This is a genomic window from Kitasatospora sp. NPDC049258, assembly GCF_040678895.1.
GTDB lineage: Bacteria > Actinomycetota > Actinomycetes > Streptomycetales > Streptomycetaceae > Kitasatospora.
In genome coordinates this window covers 194,497-217,578 of record NZ_JBFAQT010000004.1, presented here as the reverse complement: position 1 = coordinate 217,578, position 23,082 = coordinate 194,497, and the positions used below count along the sequence as shown (strand labels likewise).

Sequence of the window (23,082 nt, the reverse complement as noted above, 5' to 3'; positions counted from 1 at the left end):
TCCGTTGAACATCCCCCGTCTCGTCGTCGCCGCGCCCTCCTCGGGCGCGGGCAAGACCACCGTCGCCACCGGCCTGATGGCCGCGCTCAGCGCGCGCGGCCTGGCCGTCTCCCCGCACAAGGTCGGCCCGGACTACATCGACCCCGGCTACCACGCGCTGGCCGCCGGCCGGCCGGGCCGCAACCTGGACGCCTACATGTGCGGGGCCGACCGGGTCGCCCCGCTGTTCCTGCACGGGGCGGCCGGGGCGGACGTCGCGGTGGTCGAGGGCGTGATGGGGCTGTACGACGGCGCCGCCGGGCAGGGCGAGCTGTCCTCGACGGCGCACGTCGCCAAGCTGCTCACCGCACCGGTGGTCCTGGTGGTGGACGCCTCCTCGCAGTCCCGCTCGGTGGCCGCGCTGGTGCACGGCTTCGCCTCCTGGGACCCGCAGGTGCGGCTGGCCGGGGTGATCCTCAACCGGGTGGCCTCCGACCGGCACGAGCACCTGCTGCGCGAGGCGCTGGAGGAGGGCTCGGGCGTGCCGGTGCTCGGCTCGGTGCGGCGGGCGGCCGCGGTCGCCACCCCGTCCCGGCACCTCGGGCTGATCCCGGCGGTGGAGCGCTCCGCGCAGGCCGTGGCGGCCGTCCGGGAGATGGGCGAGCTGGTCGCCGGCTCGGTCGACCTGGACGCGGTGCTGGCCCTGGCCCGCAGCGCCCCGCCGCTGACGGCCGAGCCGTGGGACCCGGCGGCCGAGGTGGCGCCGGTGCCGGGCCGCCCGCGGATCGCGGTCGCGGGCGGAGCGGCGTTCTCCTTCTCGTACGCGGAGAACTCCGAGCTGCTGGCCGCGGCCGGCGCCGAGGTGGTGGGCTTCGACCCGCTGCACGACACCGAACTGCCGGCGGGCACCGCCGGGTTGGTGATCGGCGGCGGCTTCCCGGAGCTGTACGTCGGCGAGTTGAGCGAGAACGCGCGGCTGCGGGCAGCGGTCGCCTCGCTCGCCGCCGAGGGCGTGCCGATCGCCGCCGAGTGCGCCGGACTGCTCTACCTGGGGCGGGAGTTGGACGGTCGGCCGATGTGCGGGCTGCTCGACACCACCGCCCGGATGACCGAACGCCTCACCCTCGGCTACCGGGAGGCCGTCGCCCTCGGCGACAGCCCGCTGGCGCAGGCCGGCACCCGGGTGCGGGGGCACGAGTTCCACCGGACGGTCTGCGAGCCGGGCAACGGCGAGCAGCCCGCCTGGGCCTGGCGGACGCCGGCCGGCCCGCGCGCCGAGGGCTTCGTCCAGGGCTCGGTGCACGCCTCCTACCTGCACCTGCACTGGGCCGGGGTGCCGCAGGCGGCCGAGCGGCTGGTCCGGGCGGCGGCCGCGCGGGCGGCGGAGCGCGCCTGACCCGACCGTCGCCGGCGCGGCTGCTGGAGCAGCAGGCCGGGGATCACCTGCCGGTCCTCGGGTACGTCCGCCGGCGTGTGCCGGCGCGGCCCGGCCCCCGGGGCCGTCATGATCGGGAGCCTGGTGCGGCGGTCGCGGGGCAGGTAGGGGCTGAACGACCGGCGCTAGCCGCGGTAGCCGACCGGGGCCGGGCCGCTGCCGGATCCCGCACCGCCCGTGCCCGCACCGCCGGATCCATGGCCGTCGAAGACGGTCGCGAGGCCGAGCGCCGAGCGGACGGCCATCGCCTTGAGCGCCACCGCGCCGCGTCGGGCGGCGACCAGCTCGCGGTCGATCACCACCGGGTCGGCGGCGGCTGCCGCGGCCCGCAGGTGGGCGGCCTCCTCCCGTACGGCGGCGGCGAGTTCGGCGACCGGCTGGCGGGCGCGGGAGTTCCAGGTGCCGGCTTCCAGGGCGGCCAGCTCGGCGTCGGCGCCGTCGGCGAGTTCCTTGGCCCAGGCCTGGAAGGCGGCCGGGTCGTCGGCGGGCTCCTCCTCGTCCGGGCTGTGGTCCTCGGCCGCGTTGAACGCCCGGACGGCCTTCAGGTAGGTCAGCTGCTCGGCCGTCAGGTTGCCGGCGTCCCGGCGCAGCGAGCCCGTCCGCTCGGCGCCCGCGACGGTGTAGACGCAGGTCACCCCGTGGTCGTCGGCCCAGGTCCAGCCGGCCTTCTGCGGGTAGGAGGAGAAGACGTCCACGTCGTCGGGGACGGCGAGGGTGTCCATCGTGTACTGCTCGCGGCCGGCGGAGCACAGCTTCTCGGCCTCGTCGGCGACCTTCCGCTCCCCCGGGTAGTCGCCTCCCGGAAGCTCGGCGGTGGCGAAGACCTCGCCGTAGTGGGCGGCCGAACAGGGCAGCACGGCCAGCTTGGTGGCCCGGTCCAGGTCCTTCGGCCGGGCGAAGCAGTCGCCCGGGTGCAGCTGGTCCACGCTCACCGTGCCGGGCCTGAAGGCCTGGCTGTCGGGCCTGCGGACGCCGCCGTCCTCGCTGCGGTTCAGCGCCGCGACGGTGGCGCCGGCGATCACCAGAAGTCCCCACAGGCAGCCCAGCACCAGGCCGGCGACGGCCATCCCGCGGCCGCGCTGGTTGCGCACGGGGATGGTGCGCAGCGCCGCGATCCCGAAGCCGATGGCGCCGGCCCACAGGCAGCAGGCGACGCCGATGATGCCGAGCACCAGCGAGGTGATGGCGAAGCCGCTCCAGCCGCCCGGCGGCTGGGCCGCCCAGCCCGGATACGGGTACGGGTACGGCTGGGGGAAGGGCTGTTGCTGCGGAGCCGGGGGCGGCGGTGCGTCAGCGGTCGGCGCGGGCGGGGCGAATGCCTTGAGCAGCGCGTCCTCGGCGGCCGGGCCGGCCGCGGTGTCGGAGTCGGAGTCGGAGTCGGAGTCGGAGCCGCTCGGCTGGTGCTGGTGCTGGTCGGACGGAATGGCTGGATCCCCCTCGGGCGCAGGACTGCCGTCGAGAACCTCCGACGGCTGCGCGAATATAGCCGACGGATCGTTCACGGAACCAACCCCATCGGGCGGGTGCTCGAATGCCCCGAGCAGTGCTCGGCCCGCCACCACCCCACCGACCCGGACGGAGCACGCGCATGAGCAAGCTGCACACCTACACCACCACCGTCACCTGGAGCGGCAACCTCGGTACCGGGACGAGCGGTTACCGCTCCTACGAGCGGGCGCACGAGGTCACCGCCGAGGGTCGCCCGGCGATCGCGGGCAGCTCCGACCCGGCCTTCCGGGGCGATCCCGCGCGCTGGAACCCGGAGCAGTTGCTGCTCGCCTCGGTCTCCCAGTGCCACATGCTCTGGTACTTGCACTTCTGCGCGGTCGAGGGAGTCGTGGTCACCTCCTACCTGGACCGGGCCGAGGGCACCATGGCCGAGACGGCGACCGGCGGGCACTTCACCGAGGCGGTGCTGCGGCCGCGGATCGAGGTCGCGGAGGCCGGGATGACCGGGCGGGCGCTCGCCCTGCACGAGCGGGCGCACCGCTCCTGCTTCATCGCGAACTCGGTCAACTTCCCGGTGCGGCACGAGCCAACGGTCTCGGTCCGGCCCTGAGCAGCAGCATCACGGTGCCCGGCGGCGGCGGGCGATCCGGGCCCGTGACGTTCACCCCGGACCCGGCGCCTCCGATCGCCTCCGCCCCCGTTCCCTGGCCCGGGAGAGCCACTGACCCGGGCTGAGCGGCCGGGCGGCTGGACGGGCGGGGGCGGTCACCCCAGGTAGGCGGGGGCCACCGCGGAGGGCATCAGGCGGCGCGCCTCCCCGCTGCCGTCGGCGGGGACGGCCCACAGGTCGGAGCCGTAGTCGCCGGGCAGGGCGTAGACCAGGGTGCCCCCGTCCGCCCAGAGCGCCTGGTCGTCGATGTTGCGCTGCTCGGCGGTGGCGGTCTCGGTCATCGTGGCGAGGTCGAGCACGTACAGCCGCCAGGGTGCGTCGGGCGAGGCGCCGGCCACCCGCTTCTTGTACGCGACCCGGGTGCCGTCCGGCGACAGCGAGGGGCATTCGACGTTCTGGTGCAGGGTGGTGAGGGTGCGGGCGGTGACGTCGCCCTGCACCAGGTAGGTCTGGCCGCCGGTGGCCAGGGTGGCGTAGAAGCGGTTGTCGTCGGCGAAGGTGACGCCCCAGATGTTGAGGTCCGAGGCCCGGTACGGCTTGCCGTCCTTGGTGACGGCGAAGCTCTCCAGGTTGTCGTCCAGGCTCCAGTCGCGGGTGTCCACGATCGCCGTGCGGGTGGAGAAGTCGGTGCCGGCGTAGGAGTCGCCGGAGACGAAGACCGTCCAGGCCACCAGGTGGCCGGAGGGCGAGACCCGGGCCCTGGTCGGGATGCCGGCGGCCGGGAAGTGCCGGAGCTCGTGCAACTGGGAGTCGAGCACCACCGCGCGGTAGGTGTCCTCCAGCACGCCCTGCTCGGCCTGCAGACACACCCCGGTGCCGGCCGCGGCGTGGAAGCGCAGGCACTTGACGCCGGAGACGGTGCGCGGGCCGTCCGGCCGGTCGGCCGGGACGGTGGCGAGTTCGTCGCGGTGCGGCCCCCAGACCAGGTTGCGGACCACCAGTTGGCGGCCGCCCGGCCGCAGCGAGACGGTACCGGGGTGCACGGGCGGGCCGCCGGCCTGCTCCTGGTCGCGCTTGCCGGACCGGTCGGCGGCGTAGCGCACCGCAGCCGTGCCGGCCGCGCCGAGCAGCACCACGGCGAGCAGCAGGATCACCAGGCGGGCGCGGTTCCCGGTCATGCGGGCACCTCGTCCGCGGTCCGGAGCACGAAGCCGGCCACCACCGCGGCGGCGGCCAGGGAGACGGCGGCGGCGGTGAGCGCGCCACGGCCGCCCCACAGGCTCCAGGCGGAGCCGAACGCGATCGAGCAGGCGAACCTCGCCAGCGCCTGCCCCGTCCCCACCAGGGCCTGCCCGGCGCCCTGGTGCTCGGCCGGCACGGCTCCGGCGGTGGCCGCGGCGAGCACCCCGTCGGTGGCCGCGTAGAAGGCGCCGTGCAGCAGCAGGACGGCGGGCAGCACCAGCGTCCCGGGCAGCGGCGACAGCAGCAGGGCGTAACCGAGCAGCAGGAGACCGTGCCCGGCCAGGAAGAGCCGCCGCCGGCCGGCCCGGTCGGCCAGCGCACCCAGCGGCACCGCGAGCAGCAGGAAGGCGGCGGCGGTGCCCAGCGGCAGCAGCGGGAACAGGTGCGCGGGCAGCCGCAGTTCGCGCTGGAGCAGCAGGTACAGGAAGGAGTCGCTGACGGTGGTCAGGCCCAGCAGCGCGGCGCACAGGGTGAGCCGGCGCAGCCGCGGACGGCGCAGCAGGGCGAGCGAGTCGCGCAGGGTGGGCCGCGGTCCGGTGTCGGTGGTGGCGGCCGTGCCCCGGTCGGCGCCGGGCGCCTCGGCCCGGGTGATCCGGGGCGGCACGAAGAGCACCAGCACCAGCACGCCGAGCGCGGCGACGCAGCCGCTGACCGCGAACACCGCGCCGTAGCCGCCCGCCGCACCCCCTTCGCCGAGCAGGGGCCCGCCCGCGACCCGCAGCACGGCGAAGGCCGCCAGCGGACCGAGCAGCGCCCCGGTGGTGTCCATCGCACGGTGCACGCCGAACGCCCGCCCGCGGTGCTCGGGCCGGGTGGCCAGCGAGATCATCGCGTCCCGGGGCGCGGTGCGCAGGCCCTTGCCGGTGCGGTCGACCGCCAGCACGGCGCTGATCGCGGGCAGTCCGTGGGCGAGCAGCAGCAGCGGCTTGCACAGGGCGGAGAGCCCGTAGCCGGCGGCGGCCACCATCTTGTGCCGCCGGCCGCCGCGGTCGGCCAGGTGGCCGCCGGTCAGCCGGACCAGTGCGCCGACCCCGTTGTTGATGCCGTCCAGCAGGCCGAAGCCGAGCGGGGACAGGCCGAGGGTGGCCACGACGTAGAGGGGGAGGACGGCGGTGACCATCTCCGAGGAGATGTCGGTGATCAGGCTGACCGCGCCGAGCGCGACCACCGTGCCGGGCACGGCGGCCGCCCGCCGCCCCGGGCGGGTACCCGGGGCGGCGGCCGGCTTGGTGCTGCGGGAGTCCGCGAGGTACACGGGTGTCAGTTCCAGATGCCGGTGATGTCGGAGGCGGAGGCGGCGTTGCCCGCGTGTGCGGACAGGCCGGCCAGGTCCTCCAGGGTGCGCAGCACGTTGTAGTGGTTGTACGTGGTGCTGGTGGAGCTGCCCGGGGTGACGTGCTGGCCGTACAGCACGGTCGGGATGCGGTTGCCGGAGAGCTTGTTGTCCTCGTCGAAGGTGACGACCAGGATGCTGTTGTGGGTCTTGGCCCAGGTGGCGTAGGCGCCCAGGTTGTTCTTGATCCAGGTGTCACCGGTGGAGACCGAGCAGTCGTGCATGTCGCTGCACAGGTTCGGCACCACGAAGGAGACCTTGGGCAGCGTGGTGTAGTCGGTCGGGAACTGCGTCATGGTCCTGGCCGTGTTGGTGGGCACGTTGGAGAAGCCGAACCACGGGTTGTGCTTCTGCGCGTACTTGCCGCTGCTGCAGGTGGTCGAACCCTGGCTGGGCAGGCTCTCGTTGTAGCTGCCCCAGGTCTTGCCGGCGGCGATCAGCTCGGAGGCCAGGTTGGCCGCGGAGATCGAGCCGACACCCACACAACTGTCGTCGGTGCGGCCCTGGTTGGAGCCCGAGAACAGCATGTAGTAGTTGGGCTCGCTGGGGTGGGTCAGGCCGAAGGACTGGGTGAGGCTCGCCCCACCGGCCTTGAGGGTGTTGTTCAGGTACGGGGCGCTGGAGCTCCCGATCACCTGGCTGTAGGCGTGGTTCTCCATCACGACGACGACCACGTGGTCGGGCGCCGGCAGGGCGGCGGCCTGCGCGGTGGTGCCGGTCGCGGCCCAGAGGCCGGCGGAGGTGGCGGCGAGGGCGACGGCCCCGGCCAGTGCGGTGAGCGAGCGGCGGTTGCGCTTGGGGGCCTGAGCGGCGGTCATGACTGTCCTCCGGACAGAAGTGACGGGCGTGCGACGGGGTTGGGGCGCGGCAACCCTAGGAGCGCGGCGGTGGACTCGGCCGCGCTTCGCAGGTGAAGAACAGGCGAACGCTGGCCCCCCGATTCTCCCGCCGGGGAACAGATTCGGCCAGGTCCACGACAAGACCGGTCGGGCGCGGGTACGGGGCGCGGGTACGGGGTGCAGGTGCGGGGTGCGGGTACGGGTGCGGGGTGCGGGGTGCGGGCGGCCAAGCTCACAGCCCGGCCGATTGACCCGGTGATCGGCGCCGTGGTGGGATTTCGACGCCGATGACCAGGTCGTTTTCGAGAAGGGTGGGCCCGGTGCACGGACCCTCGCTGAGCATCGGGGTCGGCGCGAGCCGCGGGGTGGACGCCGCCGAGGTGCTCGCCCTGGTCGACGCTGCGCTGGCCGAGGCCGGCCGTAGCCGGGCCGAGATCGGCCGGTTGGCCACCCTGGACGCCAGGCTCGACGAGCCCGGACTGCGCTCGGCCGCCGCCGAGCTCGGCCTCCCGCTGACCGGCCACGCCGCGCAGGCGCTGGCCGCCGTCCCGGTGCCGAACCCGTCCGGCCGGGCGCTGGCCGCCGTCGGCACCCCGAGCGTCGCGGAGGCGGCGGCGCTGCTGGGTTCGGGCGGCGCGCTGCTGGTGCCCCGGCGCAGCTCGGCCCGGGCCACCGTGGCGATCGCCCTCGAACCCGATCTGAGGCACCACGGGGACACCGAGGTCGGCGCCCCCGGGCTGGTCGACCTGGCCGTCAACGTCCGCACCGGCACCCCGCCGCGCTGGCTGCGCGAGCACCTCGCCGACACCCTCACCGGGCTCGCCGGCTACCCGGAGCAGTCCGCCGCCCGCGCGGCGGTGGCCGCCCGGCACGGCCGTCCGGCCGAGGAGGTGCTGCTCACCGCCGGGGCCGCCGAGGCCTTCGTGCTGCTCGCCCGGGTCCTGGCCGCCCGCCATGTGGTCGTGGTGCACCCGCAGTTCACCGAGCCCGAGGCCGCGCTGCGGGACGCCGGGCACACCGTGCACCGGGTGCTGCTCACGGCCGCCGACGGCTTCCGGCTGCGGCCGGGCGCCGTCCCCGAGCAGGCCGATCTGGTGGTGGTCGGCAACCCGACCAACCCGACCTCGGTGCTGCACCCCGCCGCCGTGCTGACCGCGCTGGCCCGGCCCGGGCGCACCCTGGTGGTCGACGAGGCGTTCATGGACACCGACCCCGGCGAGCGCGAGTCGCTGGCCGCACTGCGGGGGCTGCCCGGGCAGGTGGTGGTGCTGCGCAGCCTGACCAAGACCTGGGGCCTGGCCGGGCTGCGGATCGGCTACGTCCTCGGCCCGGCCGAGCTGATCGCCCGGCTCGCCGCCGCGCAGCCGCTCTGGCCGGTCTCCACGCCGGCGCTGGCCGCCGCCGAACTGTGCAGCGGGCCGGCGGCGCTGGCCGAGGCCGAGGCCGCCGCCGTCAGCACCGCGGCGGACCGCGCGCACCTGCTGGCCGGGCTGGCGGCGGTGCCCGGGGTGCGGGTGCACGGCGTGCCGGCCGCCTCCTTCGTCCTGATCGAGCTCGCCGGGGCGGCCGAGGTCCGCGAACGGCTGCGGGCCGCCGGGTTCGCCGTCCGGCGCGGCGACACCTTCCCGGGTCTGGGGCCGGACTGGCTGCGGATCGCGGTCCGGGACCGGGAGACCACCGACCGCTTCCTGGCCGCGCTCAGCCGAGCCGTACCCGGTCCCCGCGGCTGATCGCGCCGGGCCGCAGCACCGTCGCGTACACCCCGGCGCACGGGTGGAGCCCCAGGCCCGGCAGCGGCTCCACCCGGTTGTGCCGGGCCGGCACCCGCAGCGCCTCCCGGTCGCCGGGCAGGGCGCCGTGGGCGAGCGTGGGGACGGCGCAGCGCGGCGTCGCCACCAGCACCTTCAGCCGCAGCTCGGCGCCGATCAGCAGTTCGCGGCCGACCCAGCCGTTCTCGGTGAAGCCCTCCGCCTCCCCGGTGTCGATCACCAGATTGGGCCGGTACCGGGCCGCCTCCACCGCGCCCCGCGGGCTCAGCCGGGCGATCCGGGCCAGCGAGGCGGTGGTCAGCAGGTGCAGCGGGGCGAAGTCGAAGAAGGTGCCCGGTGGTGCGGCCCGGCCCAGCTCCGACACCGTGCAGGCGACCTCGGCGCGGCTGCCGTGGGCCAGCACCTCCTCCGGGACGGCCCGGGCGAGTACGGCGCCGGCCGGCGGCGAGTCGATCAGGGTGACGGCGCGGCCGAGCCCGGCCGACAGCTCCTCGTCGATCGTGGCGGCGGTGCTCCGCAGCGGCCTGCCGTCGGGTGCGGTGATCCGCACCTCGCTGCCCGTCCGTGCGGCGGTGTAGCCGAGCAGGTCCTGCCACAGGCGCGGCTGCTTGGCGCTGGCGATCCGGCCGCTCTCCCGGTCGAGCAGGGCGAGCACCCGGTCGCCGGCCACGCCGCGTCCGGTCACCTCGGCCTGCGCCAACTCCTCCCCCAGCATGGACTTCACCGGGTACCGGTGCACGGAGCCGACCACACCGAGACTCACCGGGCGGCCCACCGGTCGAGGGCGGCGAAGTCGGCGCTCCGCAGCCCGACCCGGTGGTCGATCGCCAGCGTCAGCGCCGGGGCCGGGTGGTGCTCGGCGATCCACGCGGTGTCCTGCGGCTCCACCTCGTCGTCCACCCAGGCGAACGGCCGGCCGGCCGCCCACTCGACCAGGTACCTGGTCTTCCAGTGCAGTCCGTCCGGGTCGCCGTGGTGCATGGACGGCCAGTCGATGTAGGGGAGTTCGGGCAGCCCGAGGAGCCGGCCGACATGCTCGTTGGCCTCGCCCTTCCACGTGGTGCACCAGACCAGGTCGTACGGCAGCGCGCGCAGCGCCGGCCCGTGCCCGGGGTGCAGCCACAGCCGCAGCGACCTGGCGCGCCGCAGGCCGTGCTCCTGCTGCCGGGCGGCCCAGGAGTCCGGCCGCACCCGATGCGTCAGGTAGCCCTCCGGGCGGCGGTGCGGCTTGGCCGTGTACGGGTTGAGCGGTCCGTCGACATCGAGCAGCAGCAGCGGCCGCACCCTCCACCCCCTCTCCGATCAGGCTCGGATTCTCGGCTCCCGGTGGCCCCGCGCGCCACCGATATTCGCCGCCGGGCGGCGGATCCGGCGCAGCGTCCGGCCGCGGCGGGCGGGTCAGGCCTGCTGCCAGGCGCGGGCGGCGGCGATTCGGCGGGTGGCGCTGGGGTGGGTGGCGAAGAGCAGTTCCAGCAGGCGGGGCGGGTCGACGTCGGAGATGTTGGTGACGGCGAGGCGGCGTTGCATGGCGATGAACCGGTCGGGGTCGGCGGTGAGTTCGAGGGCGTGCCGGTCGGCGCGGGCCTCGATCCGGCGGCTGACGGCGCACTGGAGCGGGCCGCTGGCGGCGCCGATCAGCGCGGCGCAGGCGGCCAGCAGCGGCAGCGAGCGCGGGTCGGCGGCGTCGGTCGCGCCGGCGGCCGACAGCAGCGGCGGCCAGGAGAGCAGCAGGCCCAGCACGGCCACCGCGACCGCGGCGCCGACCGCGCCGAGCGCCGTGCCGGTGAGCACGTCGCGGTGCTTGACGTGGCCGAGTTCATGGGCGACCACCAGCTCGACCTCACGGGGCTCGGCGCTGGTCAGCAGGGTGTCGTAGGCGACGATCCGGCGGGTGGCGCCGAAGCCGGAGACGTAGGCGTTGAGCGCGGTGGTCCGGCGGGAGGCGTCCGCGACCAGCACCTCGCCGACGGGGACGCCGTCCCGCTCGGCGAGGGCGAGCAGGGCGTCCCGCAGCGGGCCGCGCTCCATCGGGGTGAAGCGGTTGAACAGCGGCTCGAACAGCAGCGGGTGGAGGAAGGACAGGGCCACCGTGAGCAGCGCCGCCGCCCCGGCGGCCGGCAGCCACCAGCGCTCGGGCGACCACGCGGTCAGCGCGTACAGCCCGTACGCCAGCGGCAGCCCGAGCAGCAGGGTCAGGCCGAGCCCGCGCAGCGCGTCCACCGCCCAGCCGCCCCAGCCCTGGGTGACCAGGCCGTACCGGCTGCGCACCACCCGGACCCGGGCGCCGAACGGCAGCGCGACCAGCTGTCCGAGCAGCACCAGCGCGGCGGCGCCGGCCAGCACCTGCGCCGTGCGCGAGCCGCCGAACAGATCGCCCACCGCGGTCACCAGCGCGGCGCCGGCCGGGGTGAGACCGAGCACCAGGGTGAGCAGCAGCCCCGCCAGCCGGCCGCCGAGCAGCCAGGGCACCTGGGCCCGCCTCAGCTCGCGGCCCCGGGCCACCTCTTCCGGCGAGAAGTCGTCCATGGGGCCACCCTAGGGCCTGTCTTCACACCCCCGTCGTCGCCCGAAGGGCGGCCCTGCGGCGCCCGGTGCGGCGGGAGTGCGTGCCGGGGGGCGCGGGCGGGCGGGGGTTGAAGACAGGCCCCAGGGCGCGGGCCGGGTCAGCCGGCTGCGGCGGCCAGCAGGGTGTCGGCGACCGCCGTCCGCTGGTAGAGCACCGAGCGGCCGGCCCGGTGCGAGGTGACGATGCCGGCCGCCCGCAGCGCGCCGAGGTGCTGGGAGACGCCGGCGGCGGACAGGCCGGTGCGGCGGGAGAGTTCGGTGGTGGAGGCGGGTTCGGCGAGCTCGGTCAGCAGCAGTGCGCGGGACTTGCCGAGCACCGCCGCGACGGCGTCCGGCACCTGGGCGGGGGCCTGCTCCCAGAGCGTCCCGACGCCCCGGGTCGGGTAGCACATCTGCACCGTCTCCGGCGGGGCGTTGACGATCAGCACCGACGGGCCGACGAACGCGGACGGCACCAGCAGCAGCCCGCGCCCGGCCAGGCTGCCGGAGCTGCCGCAGAGCGACTTCGGGATGATCAGCACCTCCTCGCCCCACTCCACGTGCGGGTTCAGCTCGCGCAGCACCGCGGCCGCGCCCTCGGCCGCGAACCGCCGCGACTGGTGCAGCACGTCGGCCTCCAGGACGGCCCGCAGCCGGGGCCAGTGCGGCGCGAGCGCGACCTCCCAATAACGGCCCAGCTCGGCGGTGAGCCTGGTCAGCCCGGCCGCCGGGTCGTCGGCGAAGGCCTGGACCTCCGGGGTCCAGCGGGCCAGCCGGGCGAGGTCGGCCCGGATCCGCGCGGGGCCGGTGCGGGCCAAGGTGGCGAGTTCGGTCTCGAAGGACGGTACGGCGGAGGCGGCCGGCGGGTTGAGGAAGTCCGGGATGTAGCCGTGCGCCGGGACGAGCGCGGTGAGCAGGGCGAGGTCGCGCAGCTGCGGCCTGGTCCGGGCGGCCCAGCGCAGGTGCAGCGGGCGGATCCGCTCGGACTGCAGCACCCGCAGGCTGGTGACCAGCTCCCAGAGCGGCGAGACGGCCAGCCGGGTACGGGCCAGGTCCCGGGCGGAGAAGGCGAGTTCCAGCATGCGTACCCCCAATGATTCAGTCCTGACCGAATGAATGGTGGCAACGAGGAGCACGGACGCAGGATTCCCCCATGACCTCGCCGACCCTGCATTCTCGCCCACCCGTCCCCGCTCCACCACCCGCCGTCGGCCGGGTCCGCACCCTCCTCGCCGGGCGCTTCGGCGGCTTCGGCGGGCCGTTCTGGGTGGTGATCGGCGGAACCGCCATGAACCGGGTCGGGAACATGGTGCTCCCGTTCCTGGTGTTCTTCCTCGGATCGCGCGGCATCGCCACCGACCGCGTGCCGTACGTGCTGGCCGCGCTGGGGGCCGGCGGGCTGGTCGGGCCGGTGCTCGGCGGGCTGCTGACCGACCGTTTCGGCACCCGGCCGACCCTGCTGGCCGGACTGCTGGCCACGGCGGCCGGCCAGGGGCTGCTGTTCGCGGCGCCGGGCCTGGCCACCCTCACGGTGGCGGCCGCCCTGCTCGGCGCGGCGGGTTCGGTCTACCCGCCGGCGGCCGGCGCGGTGATCGCCGGTGCGGTGGCGCCCGGCCGCCGCCAGGTCGGCTACGCGGTGCTGCACTGGGCGATCAACGTGGGCACCGCCGTGGCGGGCGCCCTCGGCGGCTTCCTGGTGGTGCACGGCTACGGGCTGCTGTTCGCGCTGGACGCGGTGACCTGCCTGGCGTACGCCGCGCTGGTCGCCGCGCGGCTGCCGCGGGAGGCCGCCGGCCCGCTGCGGCGCCGCTCGGGCGACGGCGGCTACCGGGTGGTGCTGCGGGACCGTCCGATGCTGCTGCTGATCTCGCTGAGCGCGGTCGCGGAGGCGGTCTACGCCCAGACCGAGTTCACCCTGCCGCTGGCCGTCCGGGACCACGGGCTGCCGGCCACCACGTTCGGGCTGGCGGCCGTGGTGAACGCCCTGCTGGTGGTCACCCTGCAGCCGTTCGCCTCGGTCTGGCTGGCCCGCTTCGACCGGCTGCGGGTGTGGTCGTTCGCCTCGGTGCTGGCGGCGGTGGGAGTGGGTCTGACCGGACTGGCGGACACCACCGGTGAGTTCGCGCTGACCGTGGTGGTGTGGAGCGCTGCCGAGGTGTGCGTCGGCGGCATCGTCACCTCGATCGCGGCGGACCTCGCCCCGGCGGGCGCGCAGGGCCGCTTCCAGGGGGCGCTCAACTGGTCCCGCGGGCTGGCCCGGTTCGCCGCCCTCGGCGGCGGGGCCGCGGTCTACGCGGGCCTCGGCCCGGCGGTGCTCTGGTGGGGCGCGGCGCTGACCGGCGTCGCCGGGGCGCTGACCGGTCTGTGGCTGGCCGGTGCGGTGCGCGGGCGAGCCGGCTGACGGCCGAGGGCCGACGGCGGGCACACCGGCGCGCGCCCGCCGTTCCTCTCCCCACGGGGGTGGGAGGGGGACGGCGGGCGCGTCGGGCGCTGGGGGCCTCGGATCAGACCTGGCCGGCCTTCTCCAGGGCGGAGCAGCAGGTGTTGACCAGCAGGCGGGTCACCACGTACGGGTCGACGTTGGCGTTCGGGCGACGGTCCTCGATGTAGCCCTTCTGCTCGACCTCGACCTGCCACGGGATGCGGACCGAGGCACCGCGGTCGGACACGCCGTAGGAGTAGACGTTCCACGGGGCGGTCTCGTGCAGACCGGTCAGGCGGGACTCGATGCCGAAGCCGTACTGCTTGACGTGCTCCAGGACCTTCTCCTGCGAGGTGCCGAGCGACTCGCAGGCGGTGATGATGGCGTCGTAGCCCTCACGCATGGCCTTGGTGGAGAAGTTGGTGTGGGCGCCGGCGCCGTTCCAGTCGCCGCGCACGGGCTTGGCGTCCAGGGTGGCGTCGATGCCGAACTCCTCGGCGGTGCGGTAGAGCAGGTAGCGGGCCACCCACAGGTGGTCGGAGACGGTCAGCGCGTCGACCGGGCCGATCTGGAACTCCCACTGGCCGGGCATGACCTCGGCGTTGATGCCGCAGATGGCCAGGCCGGCCTCGATGCAGCGGTCCAGGTGCAGCTCGACGATCTCGCGGCCGAAGACCTCCTCGGCGCCGACGCCGCAGTAGTAGCCGCCCTGCGGGGCCGGGAAGCCGCCCTCGGGGAAGCCGAGCGGGCGCGAGCCCTTGAAGAAGGTGTACTCCTGCTCGATGCCGAAGATCGACTCCTGAGCGGCGAACTGCTCGGCGATCGGGCGCAGCAGGGCGCGGGTGTTGGAGACGTGCGGGGTGCCGTCGGTCTCGTTGACCTCGCACAGCACCAGGATGTTGTCACCGCCGCGGATCGGGTCCGGGAAGGAGGCGACCGGCTCGAGTACGCGGTCCGAGGCGTGGCCCTCGGCCTGGTTGGTCGACGAGCCGTCGAAGCCCCAGGTCGGCAGCTTGTCCGCGTTGGCCAGGATCCGAGTCTTGGAACGGAGCTTGGCGGTCGGCTGGGTGCCGTCGATCCAGATGTACTCGGCCTTGATTGCCATTGCGGTGAACCTCACTGCTTGGGTGGTGGGTGCCCGCGTAGCGTCGCAAGCCGCCGTTTCCCGGTTGTTCCTCCTATGTAACGCCCATGTGAACCAACGGTCCGAAACGGCACGCTCACACTCGGGGAGTGCCAGTCCCACCCTGTGGGCGTGCCGCCGGACCGGCCGCGAGCGCCGGCCGCGGTCCGGCCGCGGTCAGTGCCGGCGGGCGTGGCTCCGCCGGCGGCGGGTCAGCCAGAGCGCCGCGGAGCCGGTGACCAGCAGCGTTCCGGCGCCGGCCAGCACCGGCAGGGTGGCGCCGCCACCGCCGGTGGAGGCCAGGGCCTGGTCCGGGGACGGGACGGCGCGGGCCGCCGTGGTGGTGGGCGGGGCCGAGGTGACGGGTGCGGCGGAGCCGGCGGGCGCCGGGACCGGCTTCTCGCAGCTGACCGAGGCGATGGTGATCCGGCCACTCACGTGGGCGACGTTCAGGTTCAGCGGGTTGACGTCGACGGTGGCCTCCAGGGCGGAGGCGGCGGCCGTCGCGGAGGTGGTGGCGCGCCGGGAGAACTGGACGTCGACCGTGCCGACGCCGGGCACCACCACGTGGCTCGGCCCGTTCAGCCCGACGGTGACCGACTTGCCGAGCACGGTCACCCTGGCCGGGGCGACCACGTCGGCGGTGGGCGGCCCGTCGACCGGACAGGTCACCTCGGCACTGAGCGCCTCCAGCCCGAGCAGCGCGGTGCCGGGCAGGCCGGGGGCGTGCAGGTCGGCGTCGACCAGCCGGACGGAGGCGGCGGCGCCGTGCTCGTCGGCGCTGGTGGTGGACTTGCCGAGGTCGGCCTTGAGCAGGGTGACCGGGCGGCCCTGGTCGACGCCGTCGACCTTGGCGGTGAGCATCGCCCCGTCCATCCGGGCGGGGCTCTGCACCTTGTTGAGCGCGACGTCGACCGGCACCGAGACCTGGTTGAGCAGGCGGACGTCCAGGGCGAGCTCCGCGGTCACGGCACTGGCCCGACCGGGGCTGCCGGCCGGCCCCGCCGCCTGCGCGGCGGTCGGCGGCAGGGTGACGGCGAGCGCCGAGGCGGTGAGTGCGGCCGCGGCGGCGGCGCGCAGTGCGGTACGCGGCGCGGACAGGGTTGAGGACATGGCGGTACCCCCACGGGTGGCGGATGTGGCAGAGCGCGCTCCGGACTCACCCCGCGCGGGATCACACCGCGGCGGACCGGGGGCGGGGGCTTGCGCTCTCGACTGCCCGCCAGTCTCTTCGAACGATCAGTCACACGAGTCACACAGAACGTGCTTTCACTCATTCGAGTGAGGTTGCCCCGCGATGCCGCTACCCCGCCCGCCCGAGCCGGAAGGGAAGCCGACCCTCCGCATTCTGTCGCAGTCCTGTGACGAACACCGGCCCCCGATCGGGCCGTTGCTCTCATTTCCTCTGTCTACGCTCGGATCCATGCCCTCGCCACGCTCTCGCTCCTCCATACGGCGGACCGGCCGCGCCGCCGGTCTCGCCGTCCGGCTGGTCGCCGCCAGCTCCGTCGCCGGCGTCCTCACCGCCGGACTCGCCCTGCCGGCGCTCGGCAGCGTCGGACTCGCGGCCAAGGGAGCTGTCTCCGACTTCGACAACCTGCCGGGCGACTTCACCGCGCCCCCGCTCTCGCAGGCCTCCACCGTGTACGACGCGGACGGCGGCGTGATCGCCACCGTCTACGAGCGGGACCGCACGGTGGTGCCGGGCGACCAGATCTCCCCGCTGCTGAAGGCCGCCCTGGTGGACATCGAGGACAACCGCTTCTACCAGCACGGCGCGGTCGACCTCAAGGGCGTGCTGCGCGCGATCAACAAGAACGCGGCCAGCGGCGAGATCTCGGAGGGCGCCTCCACGCTCACCCAGCAGTACGTGAAGAACGTCTTCGTGGACCAGGCCGGCGACGACCCGAAGGCCGTCCAGGCCGCGCAGGCCCAGACCCTCGGTCGCAAGGTCAAGGAGATGAAGTACGCGATCAAGCTGGAGGAGACCCTCAGCAAGGACCAGATCCTCACCAACTACCTCAACATCACCTTCTTCGGCGAGCAGGCGTACGGCGTGGAGGCCGCCGCGCAGCGGTACTTCAGCGTGCACGCCAAGGACCTCACCCTCCCCCAGGCCGCCCTGCTGGCCGGCCTGGTGCAGTCGCCCACCGGCTACGACCCGGTGGTCAACCCGCGGGCGGCCAAGGAGCGCCGCGACACGGTGCTGGACAAGATGGCCGAGTACGGCTCGGTGACCCGGGCCCAGGCGGACGAGGCGATCGCCTCCCCGGTCACGCTGAACGTCAGCCGCCCCCGGCAGGGCTGCATCACCGCCAAGGACGGCCAGGGCTTCTTCTGCGACTACGTGCACAAGGTGATCACCGGCGACCCGGCCTTCGGCGCCACCGCGGCCGAGCGCCAAGCCCTCTGGGCCCGCGGCGGGTTGCAGATCCACACCACCCTCGACCCCGGGACGCAGCGGGCGGTGCAGAAGTCCGTCACCGACCACGTCTACGCCACCGACAAGGCCGCCGGTGCGATGACCGTGGTGCAGCCGGGGACGGGGAAGATCCTCGCGATGGGGCAGAGCCGCCCGTACGGCCTGGGCGCCGACCAGACCCTGATCAACCTCAACGTGGGCAAGGCGATGGGCGGCGGGATGGGCTTCCCGACCGGGTCGACCTTCAAGCCGATCGTGGCGGCCGCCGCGCTGGAGAACGGGTTCACCCCGGCGCAGTCCTACCTCTCGCCCTACAGCATTCCCTGGCCGGCCATGAAGAACTGCGAGGGCGGCCGCTACCCGCAGGGCGGCGAGGTACACAACGACGAGAGCGACCTGGTCGGGCCGTTCACCATGGCCCCGGCGATGGCCAAGTCGGTGAACACCTACTTCGCCGCGCTGGAGGGCGAGGTCGGCCTGTGCACCGTGGTGCAGACCGCCGACCGGCTGGGGATCGCCCAGCAGGCCGGCGGCACGAAGCTGGACGCGGTGCCGTCGATGGCCCTCGGCAGCAACAGCCTCAGCCCGCTGGACATGGCGAGCGCCTACGCCGCCTTCGCCGCGCACGGCACCTACTGCCGGCCGGTCGCGATCGCGTCCGTGAGCACCGCGGACGGCAAGGCACTGACCGTGCCGAAGGCCGAGTGCGGGGCCGCCCTGTCGGCGGCCACCGCCGACGCCCTGACCACCATGCTCAAGGGCGTGGTGCAGGACGGCACCGGCACCAGGGCCGGCCTGGACGACCGGGACAGCGCCGGCAAGACCGGTACCACCAACGGCTCCAAGCAGGTCTGGTTCGTCGGCTACACCGCCGAGCTGGCGGCGGCGACCGTGGTCGGCGACACCGACAACCAGGCCTCGCTGAACGGCCGGAAGATCGGCGGCAAGCCGGTCGGCTCGGCCTCCGGCGGCACGGTGGCCGGCCCGATCTGGCGGGACGCGATCGGCGCCGCGCTCAAGGGCACCGCCCCGCGGCCGCTGGCCCAGGTCCCGCTGCCGTAGCGCGCCGTTGGGCCCCTCGTGGCCTCGCGGGCCGTTCGGCCCGCGGGGCTACGGCAGGCGCCAGTCCACGGGCTGCGCGCCCTGCCGGGCCAGCAGGTCGTTGGCCCGGCTGAACGGGCGGGAACCGAAGAAGCCGCGGTCGGCCGACATCGGGCTGGGGTGCGCGGACTCCACCGACGGCACCTGGCCCAGCAGGGGGCGCAGGTTGCGGGCGTCACGCCCCCAGAGGATCGCCACCAGCGGCCCGCCCCGCGCCACCAGCGCCCGGATCGCCTGCTCGGTGACCTCCTCCCAGCCCTTGCCGCGGTGCGCTGCCGGCTTGCCCGGCGCGGTGGTCAGCGCCCGGTTGAGCAGCAGCACGCCCTGCTCGGTCCACGGCGTCAGGTCGCCGTTGGCGGGCGGCGGGAAGCCCAGGTCGCGGCCGTACTCCTGGAAGATGTTCACCAGGCTGCCGGGGATCGGGCGTACCTGCGGCGCCACCGAGAAGCTCAGGCCCACCGCGTGGCCCGGTGTCGGGTACGGGTCCTGACCCATGATCAGGACCCGGACCTGGTCGAAGGGCTGCTGGAACGCGCGCAGCACGTTCGGCCCGGACGGCAGGTAGGTGCGGCCGGCCGCCAGCTCGGCGCGCAGGAAGTCGCCCATGGCGGCCACCTGCCCGGAGACGGGCTCCAGGGCCTTGGCCCAGCCGGGTTCGACGATCTCGTGGAGGGGACGCGGTGCCATGCCCGCCACCCTATCGGCCCAACCTCAGCCGACGATCCGCCCGCGGAGCACCACCAGCCGGGGATCGGCCAGCACCCGGATGTCCGCCCGCGGGTCCTCGGCGTACACCACCAGGTCGGCCGGGGCGCCCTCGGTCAGCCCCTCCCGGCCCAGCCATGCGCGGGCCTGCCAACTGGCCGCCGCCAGCGCCTCGGTGGCCGAGAGACCGGCCTTCACCAGCTCGGCCGCCTCCTCGGCGACCAGGCCGTGCGCGAGCGAGCCGCCGGCGTCGGTGCCGACGAAGATCGGGATCCCCGCGTCCCGGGCCGCGCCGACCGTCCGGTAGCGGCGCTCGTGCAGCCGCCGCATGTGCGCCGACCAGGCCGGGAACTTGCTCTCGCCACCGGCCGCGAGGCCGGGGAAGGTGGCGATGTTGACCAGGGTCGGCACGATCGCGACCTGCCGCTCGGCGAACTGCGGGATCAACTCCTCGGTCAGGCCGGTGGCGTGCTCCACGCAGTCGATCCCGGCCGCCAGCAGGTCCGGCAGCGACTCGGCCGCGAAGCAGTGCGCCGTCACCCGCGCGCCCTCGGCGTGCGCCGCCGCGATCGCCTCCTTCAGCGCGTCACCGGGCCAGCAGGCCGCCAGGTCGCCGCGGTCCCGGTCGATCCAGTCGCCGACCAGCTTCACCCAGCCGTCGCCGCGCCGGGCCTCCTGGCGGACGTACGCGGCGAGGTCGCCGGGCTCGATCTCGTGCGCGTAGTTGCGGATGTAGCGCCGGGTGCGGGCGATGTGCCGGCCGGCCCGGATGATCCGGGGCAGGTCCTCGCGGTCGTCGACCCAGCGGGTGTCGGCGGCCGAGCCCGCGTCCCGGATCAGCAGGGTGCCGGCGTCCCGGTCGGTGAGCGCCTGCTTCTCGCTGGTCGCGGCGTCCACCGCCCCGTGCGCGTCCAGGCCGACGTGGCAGTGCGCGTCCACCAGGCCCGGCAGCACCCAGCCGGTGGCGGTCCGGACGTCGTCCGCGAGCGCGGGCCGGTCGAAGGTCACCCGCCCGTCGAGCACCCACAGCTCGTCCCGGACCTCCTGCGGCCCGACCAGCACCCGGCCCTTGATGTGCAGCACCGCACCGTCGCTCATGCGCCGCACTCTACCGAGAGGGCTCCGCCCGGCGGCAGGGTGCGATGCGGCAGACTGGCCCGGGTAGCCGTCCGTACCCGAAAGGCCGTCGCCATGAGCCCGTACCTCGACCTCCCGCCGCTGGGCGCGGCCCGGTTCGCCGCGATCGAGGACCGGGTGGCCGCGCTGCTGCACACCTCCTGCGACGTGATCGTGACCCAGGGCGAGGCCCTGCTGCCGCTGGAGGCCGCGATCCGCGGCGCCGCGCATCCCGGCTCGACCGCGCTGAACATCGTCACCGGCCCGTACGGCCAGACCTTCGGGGGCTGGCTGCGGGACTGCGGCGCGAAGGTGGTCGACCTCGCGGTGCCGTACGACACCGCGGTCACCGCCGAGCAGGTCGCCGAGGCCCTGCACGCGCACCCCGGGACGGACTTCGTCTCGCTGGTGCACGCCGAGGCCGCCACCGGCAACACCAACCCGGTGGCGGACATCGCCGCCGAGGTGCACCGGCACGGCGCCCTGCTGATGCTGGACGCGGTCGCCTCGGTGGGCGCCGAGCCGCTGCTCACCGACGCGTGGGGCATCGACCTGTGCGTGATCGGCGGCCAGAAGGCGATGGGCGGCCCCGCCGGCGTCTCGGCCGTCTCGGTCAGCCCGCGGGCCTGGCAGCGGATCTGCGCCAACCCGGCCGCGCCGCGCCGCTCGTACCTCTCGCTGCTGGACTGGAAGGAGCGCTGGACGGACGCCGGGCGCACCGTACTCCCGCACGCCCCGGCGCAGTTGGAGATGCTGGCCCTGGAGGCCTGCCTGGAGCGGATCGACGCCGAAGGCCTGGCCGCGACCATCGCCCGCCACCGCGCGGCGGCCGCCGCCACCCGGGCCGGTGCCCGGGCCCTCGCCCCGCTGGCCCCGTACGTCCCGCGCGACCGGGACGCCGCCCCGGTGGCCACCACCCTGCGCACCCCGCCCACCCTGCACGCGGCCGAACTCGCCACCGCCGCCCTCCGGGTGGACCCGTCCGTCCCGCTCCAGAGCGGCGGCGGCCCCCTCGCGGCCACCCTGCTCCGGGTCAACCACCACGGCCCGGCCGCCGCCCTGGACACCGTCCTGGCCACCCTGTCGGCCCTGGCCACCGCCCTCGACACGGACCCGGCCCCGGCCCTGACCGACGCCCGGGCGGCCTGGCGGACCGTCTCGGCCTGACGGCGGACGAGCCCGCGGGCGCCCGGCGGTGAGAGCGGCCGCTCCGCCGGCGACCGCAGCTCCGGGGCCGGGTGCCTGCCATGCGGAGAATCGTCTGCAATCCTCGCGCCGGATCGTTACCGCCCCCAGCGGCTGCTGTTCGCCTGCCGGACATCTGCCGGACCCGTCGGGATCACCGTCCTTCGGCAGGGTCGGGGTGCAGAAAAGTTGTCTGTACAACTGATGCACCGTGAGGAGTCGAGAGACGATGACCCTGTCCCCGTACTGGCTGCGCGACAACTGCCCGTGCACCGAGTGCCGTGACCCGCGCAACGGGCAGAAGCTGTTCCAGATCGGCGAGTTGCCCGAGGGCCTGGCCGCCATGCAGGAGGCCGAGGTGGGCGGGGCGCTGCACGTGGTGTGGTCGGACGGCCACCGCTCCTCGTACCCGCTCGGCTGGCTGGCCGCGCCGGGCGAGGGCGACGGGCGGACCGAGCAGGGCAAGCGGCTCTGGGCCGCGGCGGAGTTCGACCGCGGCATCCCGGAGGCGGACTGGGCGGCCTACCTGGCGGATCCGGCCGAGCGGGCGGCGGTGCTGGGGGCGGTGCGGCACCTGGGCTTCGCGGTGCTGCGCGGGGTGCCGGAGCAGGACGGGCAGGTGCTGGAGGTGGCCCGCAGCTTCGGCTACGTCCGGGAGACCAACTACGGGTCGCTGTTCGACGTCCGGGTCGAGCCGGACCCCAACAACCTCGCCTTCACCAGCGCCGCCATCGCCCCGCACACCGACAACCCCTACCGGGACCCGGTGCCGACCCTCCAGCTGCTGCACTGCCTGCGCAACGACGCCACCGGCGGCGACTCCGGCCTGGTGGACGGCTTCCGCGCGGCCGACCTGCTGCGCACCGAGCACCCGGAGGACTTCGCCCGGCTCGCCGCCACCCCGGTCCCGTTCGTCTTCCGCGACCGCCGGACCGAGCTGCGCGCCGAGCGGCCGCTGATCGAGACCGACCCGCGCGGGCGGATCCGCGAGGTGCGCTTCAACAACCGCTCGATCGGCACCCTGCGGCTGCCCGCGGCCGAGCTGGACGCCTTCTACGCGGCCTACCGCCGGTTCGCCGCGATCACCCTGCGGCCCGAGCTCCAGCTGACCTTCCGGCTCGGCCCCGGCGACTGCCTGGTCTTCGACAACACCCGGCTGCTGCACGCCCGGACGGCCTTCGAGCAGGACGGCCACCGCCACCTCCAGGGCTGCTACGCCGACCTGGACTCGCTGGCCAGCACCCTCGCCGTGCTGCACCGGCACACCGAGGCCCTGGACACCCTCGAGCAGCTGTTCGAGGGTGAGGGCGCCGCCGAGTACCTGGGCGAGGCGGTCACCATGGCCCAGCACATGCTGCAGGCAGGCAGGCTGGCCGAGGCCGCCGGGGCGCCGCCGCACCTGGTCGCGGCCGCACTGCTGCACGACGTGGGCCACTTCAACGGCTCGGGTCTGGAGCTGATGCAGGGCCGGGACAACCGGCACAGCCACACCGGCGCCGAGTGGCTGGCCCGGTGGTTCGGCCCGGAGGTCACCGAGCCGGTCCGGCTGCACGTGGCGGCCAAGCGCTACCTGTGCGCGGTGGAGCCCGGGTACCGCGAGCGGCTGTCGGAGGCCTCCGAGTACACCCTGCAGGTCCAGGGCGGCCCGATGGACGAGCCGGAGGCGGCCCGGTTCGCGGCCGGCCCCGGGGCGCTGGACGCGGTGGCGGTCCGCCGCTGGGACGAGCAGGCGAAGGAGGCCGACGCCGACACCCCGCCGTTCGCCCACTTCCGGCCACTGCTGGCCGAGTTGATGCGCTGACCCGCGA

At 75.1% G+C, this 23,082-nt stretch carries 19 protein-coding genes; 7 read left to right on the top strand and 12 right to left on the bottom strand.

From position 1 onward, the window contains the following. Positions 1–4: 4 nt before the first annotated feature. On the top strand, positions 5–1,375 hold the full coding sequence (locus AB0K43_RS05735) for a cobyrinate a,c-diamide synthase (RefSeq protein WP_363636122.1): 1,371 nt from the start codon (positions 5–7) through the stop codon (positions 1,373–1,375). A 164-nt stretch (positions 1,376–1,539) separates the two neighbouring features. On the opposite strand, the gene AB0K43_RS05730 is transcribed toward AB0K43_RS05735, so the two are convergent. Next, positions 1,540–2,916: a DUF4190 domain-containing protein gene (locus AB0K43_RS05730; RefSeq protein WP_363636120.1), complete on the bottom strand. Its 1,377-nt coding sequence runs from the start codon at positions 2,914–2,916 to the stop codon at positions 1,540–1,542. A gap of 86 nt (positions 2,917–3,002) precedes the next feature. Between AB0K43_RS05730 and AB0K43_RS05725 the strand changes: the two genes are divergently transcribed. After that, positions 3,003–3,473, top strand: a complete 471-nt coding sequence (locus tag AB0K43_RS05725) for an OsmC family protein (protein WP_363636118.1) — start codon at positions 3,003–3,005, stop codon at positions 3,471–3,473. 155 nt (positions 3,474–3,628) lie between these two features. Here the strand turns inward: AB0K43_RS05725 and AB0K43_RS05720 are convergent, their stop codons facing one another. From AB0K43_RS05720 to AB0K43_RS05710, 3 genes are read right to left on the bottom strand one after another with little or no spacing between them, the layout of a single operon-like run. Next, positions 3,629–4,651, bottom strand: coding sequence for a TolB-like translocation protein (locus AB0K43_RS05720; protein WP_363636116.1), 1,023 nt, complete (start codon positions 4,649–4,651; stop codon positions 3,629–3,631). Beyond that, positions 4,648–5,970, bottom strand: coding sequence for an MFS transporter (locus AB0K43_RS05715; protein WP_363636114.1), 1,323 nt, complete (start codon positions 5,968–5,970; stop codon positions 4,648–4,650). The genes AB0K43_RS05720 and AB0K43_RS05715 overlap by 4 nt, the downstream gene beginning before the upstream one ends. A 5-nt stretch (positions 5,971–5,975) precedes the next feature. After that, positions 5,976–6,866, bottom strand: a complete 891-nt coding sequence (locus AB0K43_RS05710; RefSeq protein WP_363636112.1) for an alkaline phosphatase family protein — start codon at positions 6,864–6,866, stop codon at positions 5,976–5,978. 308 nt (positions 6,867–7,174) lie between these two features. On the opposite strand from AB0K43_RS05710, the gene cobC reads away from it, so the two are divergent. Continuing rightward, positions 7,175–8,617 (top strand): Rv2231c family pyridoxal phosphate-dependent protein CobC, encoded by a 1,443-nt coding sequence (gene cobC, locus AB0K43_RS05705; RefSeq protein ID WP_363636110.1) that lies wholly within the window; start codon positions 7,175–7,177, stop codon positions 8,615–8,617. Here cobC and AB0K43_RS05700 read toward each other — a convergent pair. From AB0K43_RS05700 to AB0K43_RS05685, 4 genes are all read right to left on the bottom strand, one after another. After that, complete coding sequence (locus AB0K43_RS05700; protein WP_363636108.1) at positions 8,586–9,395, bottom strand: MOSC domain-containing protein; 810 nt, start codon at positions 9,393–9,395, stop codon at positions 8,586–8,588. The two genes, cobC and AB0K43_RS05700, sit on opposite strands and share 32 nt — an antisense overlap. A 20-nt stretch (positions 9,396–9,415) precedes the next feature. Continuing rightward, positions 9,416–9,940 (bottom strand): hypothetical protein, encoded by a 525-nt coding sequence (locus AB0K43_RS05695; RefSeq protein WP_363636106.1) that lies wholly within the window; start codon positions 9,938–9,940, stop codon positions 9,416–9,418. A gap of 114 nt (positions 9,941–10,054) precedes the next feature. Beyond that, positions 10,055–11,182: a M48 family metalloprotease gene (locus tag AB0K43_RS05690; protein ID WP_363636104.1), complete on the bottom strand. Its 1,128-nt coding sequence runs from the start codon at positions 11,180–11,182 to the stop codon at positions 10,055–10,057. Between the two features lie 137 nt (positions 11,183–11,319). Continuing rightward, on the bottom strand, positions 11,320–12,282 hold the full coding sequence (locus tag AB0K43_RS05685) for a DUF5937 family protein (RefSeq protein WP_363636102.1): 963 nt from the start codon (positions 12,280–12,282) through the stop codon (positions 11,320–11,322). Between the two features lie 71 nt (positions 12,283–12,353). Here AB0K43_RS05685 and AB0K43_RS05680 point away from each other — a divergent pair, with 71 nt between their 5' ends. Then, on the top strand, positions 12,354–13,601 hold the full coding sequence (locus tag AB0K43_RS05680) for an MFS transporter (RefSeq protein ID WP_363636100.1): 1,248 nt from the start codon (positions 12,354–12,356) through the stop codon (positions 13,599–13,601). Between the two features lie 103 nt (positions 13,602–13,704). On the opposite strand, the gene glnII is transcribed toward AB0K43_RS05680, so the two are convergent. Continuing rightward, positions 13,705–14,727, bottom strand: a complete 1,023-nt coding sequence (gene glnII, locus AB0K43_RS05675) for a glutamine synthetase (RefSeq protein ID WP_033819721.1) — start codon at positions 14,725–14,727, stop codon at positions 13,705–13,707. Positions 14,728–14,922: 195 nt separating this feature from the next. Further along, positions 14,923–15,858 carry an SCO1860 family LAETG-anchored protein gene (locus AB0K43_RS05670; RefSeq protein WP_363636098.1) on the bottom strand — a complete coding sequence of 312 codons (936 nt, stop codon included), beginning with the start codon at positions 15,856–15,858 and terminating at the stop codon, positions 14,923–14,925. Positions 15,859–16,168: 310 nt separating this feature from the next. Here AB0K43_RS05670 and AB0K43_RS05665 point away from each other — a divergent pair, with 310 nt between their 5' ends. Next, positions 16,169–18,229 carry a transglycosylase domain-containing protein gene (locus AB0K43_RS05665; RefSeq protein ID WP_363636096.1) on the top strand — a complete coding sequence of 687 codons (2,061 nt, stop codon included), beginning with the start codon at positions 16,169–16,171 and terminating at the stop codon, positions 18,227–18,229. A gap of 48 nt (positions 18,230–18,277) precedes the next feature. Here the strand turns inward: AB0K43_RS05665 and AB0K43_RS05660 are convergent, their stop codons facing one another. Together AB0K43_RS05660 and AB0K43_RS05655 are read right to left on the bottom strand one after the other, a co-directional pair. Next, positions 18,278–18,955 carry a uracil-DNA glycosylase gene (locus AB0K43_RS05660; RefSeq protein WP_363636094.1) on the bottom strand — a complete coding sequence of 226 codons (678 nt, stop codon included), beginning with the start codon at positions 18,953–18,955 and terminating at the stop codon, positions 18,278–18,280. A gap of 24 nt (positions 18,956–18,979) precedes the next feature. After that, on the bottom strand, positions 18,980–20,071 hold the full coding sequence (locus AB0K43_RS05655) for an amidohydrolase family protein (RefSeq protein ID WP_363636092.1): 1,092 nt from the start codon (positions 20,069–20,071) through the stop codon (positions 18,980–18,982). Between the two features lie 93 nt (positions 20,072–20,164). Here AB0K43_RS05655 and AB0K43_RS05650 point away from each other — a divergent pair, with 93 nt between their 5' ends. Next, positions 20,165–21,256, top strand: coding sequence for an aminotransferase class V-fold PLP-dependent enzyme (locus tag AB0K43_RS05650; protein ID WP_363636091.1), 1,092 nt, complete (start codon positions 20,165–20,167; stop codon positions 21,254–21,256). Positions 21,257–21,503: 247 nt separating this feature from the next. Beyond that, positions 21,504–23,075 (top strand): TauD/TfdA family dioxygenase, encoded by a 1,572-nt coding sequence (locus AB0K43_RS05645; protein ID WP_363636089.1) that lies wholly within the window; start codon positions 21,504–21,506, stop codon positions 23,073–23,075. Positions 23,076–23,082 lie beyond the last annotated feature (7 nt).

Bases quoted from the DNA above. Each gene is read 5' to 3' on its own strand.
- AB0K43_RS05725 (WP_363636118.1), top strand. From the start codon at position 3,003: ATGAGCAAGCTGCACACCTACACCACCACCGTCACCTGGAGCGGCAAC.
- AB0K43_RS05720 (WP_363636116.1), bottom strand. From the start codon at position 4,651: ATGACCGGGAACCGCGCCCGCCTGGTGATCCTGCTGCTCGCCGTGGTG.
- AB0K43_RS05710 (WP_363636112.1), bottom strand. From the start codon at position 6,866: ATGACCGCCGCTCAGGCCCCCAAGCGCAACCGCCGCTCGCTCACCGCA.
- cobC (WP_363636110.1), top strand. From the start codon at position 7,175: ATGACCAGGTCGTTTTCGAGAAGGGTGGGCCCGGTGCACGGACCCTCG.
- AB0K43_RS05690 (WP_363636104.1), bottom strand. From the start codon at position 11,182: ATGGACGACTTCTCGCCGGAAGAGGTGGCCCGGGGCCGCGAGCTGAGG.
- AB0K43_RS05685 (WP_363636102.1), bottom strand. From the start codon at position 12,282: ATGCTGGAACTCGCCTTCTCCGCCCGGGACCTGGCCCGTACCCGGCTG.
- AB0K43_RS05680 (WP_363636100.1), top strand. From the start codon at position 12,354: ATGACCTCGCCGACCCTGCATTCTCGCCCACCCGTCCCCGCTCCACCA.
- glnII (WP_033819721.1), bottom strand. From the start codon at position 14,727: ATGGCAATCAAGGCCGAGTACATCTGGATCGACGGCACCCAGCCGACC.
- AB0K43_RS05670 (WP_363636098.1), bottom strand. From the start codon at position 15,858: ATGTCCTCAACCCTGTCCGCGCCGCGTACCGCACTGCGCGCCGCCGCC.
- AB0K43_RS05665 (WP_363636096.1), top strand. From the start codon at position 16,169: ATGCCCTCGCCACGCTCTCGCTCCTCCATACGGCGGACCGGCCGCGCC.
- AB0K43_RS05660 (WP_363636094.1), bottom strand. From the start codon at position 18,955: ATGGCACCGCGTCCCCTCCACGAGATCGTCGAACCCGGCTGGGCCAAG.
- AB0K43_RS05655 (WP_363636092.1), bottom strand. From the start codon at position 20,071: ATGAGCGACGGTGCGGTGCTGCACATCAAGGGCCGGGTGCTGGTCGGG.
- AB0K43_RS05650 (WP_363636091.1), top strand. From the start codon at position 20,165: ATGAGCCCGTACCTCGACCTCCCGCCGCTGGGCGCGGCCCGGTTCGCC.
- AB0K43_RS05645 (WP_363636089.1), top strand. From the start codon at position 21,504: ATGACCCTGTCCCCGTACTGGCTGCGCGACAACTGCCCGTGCACCGAG.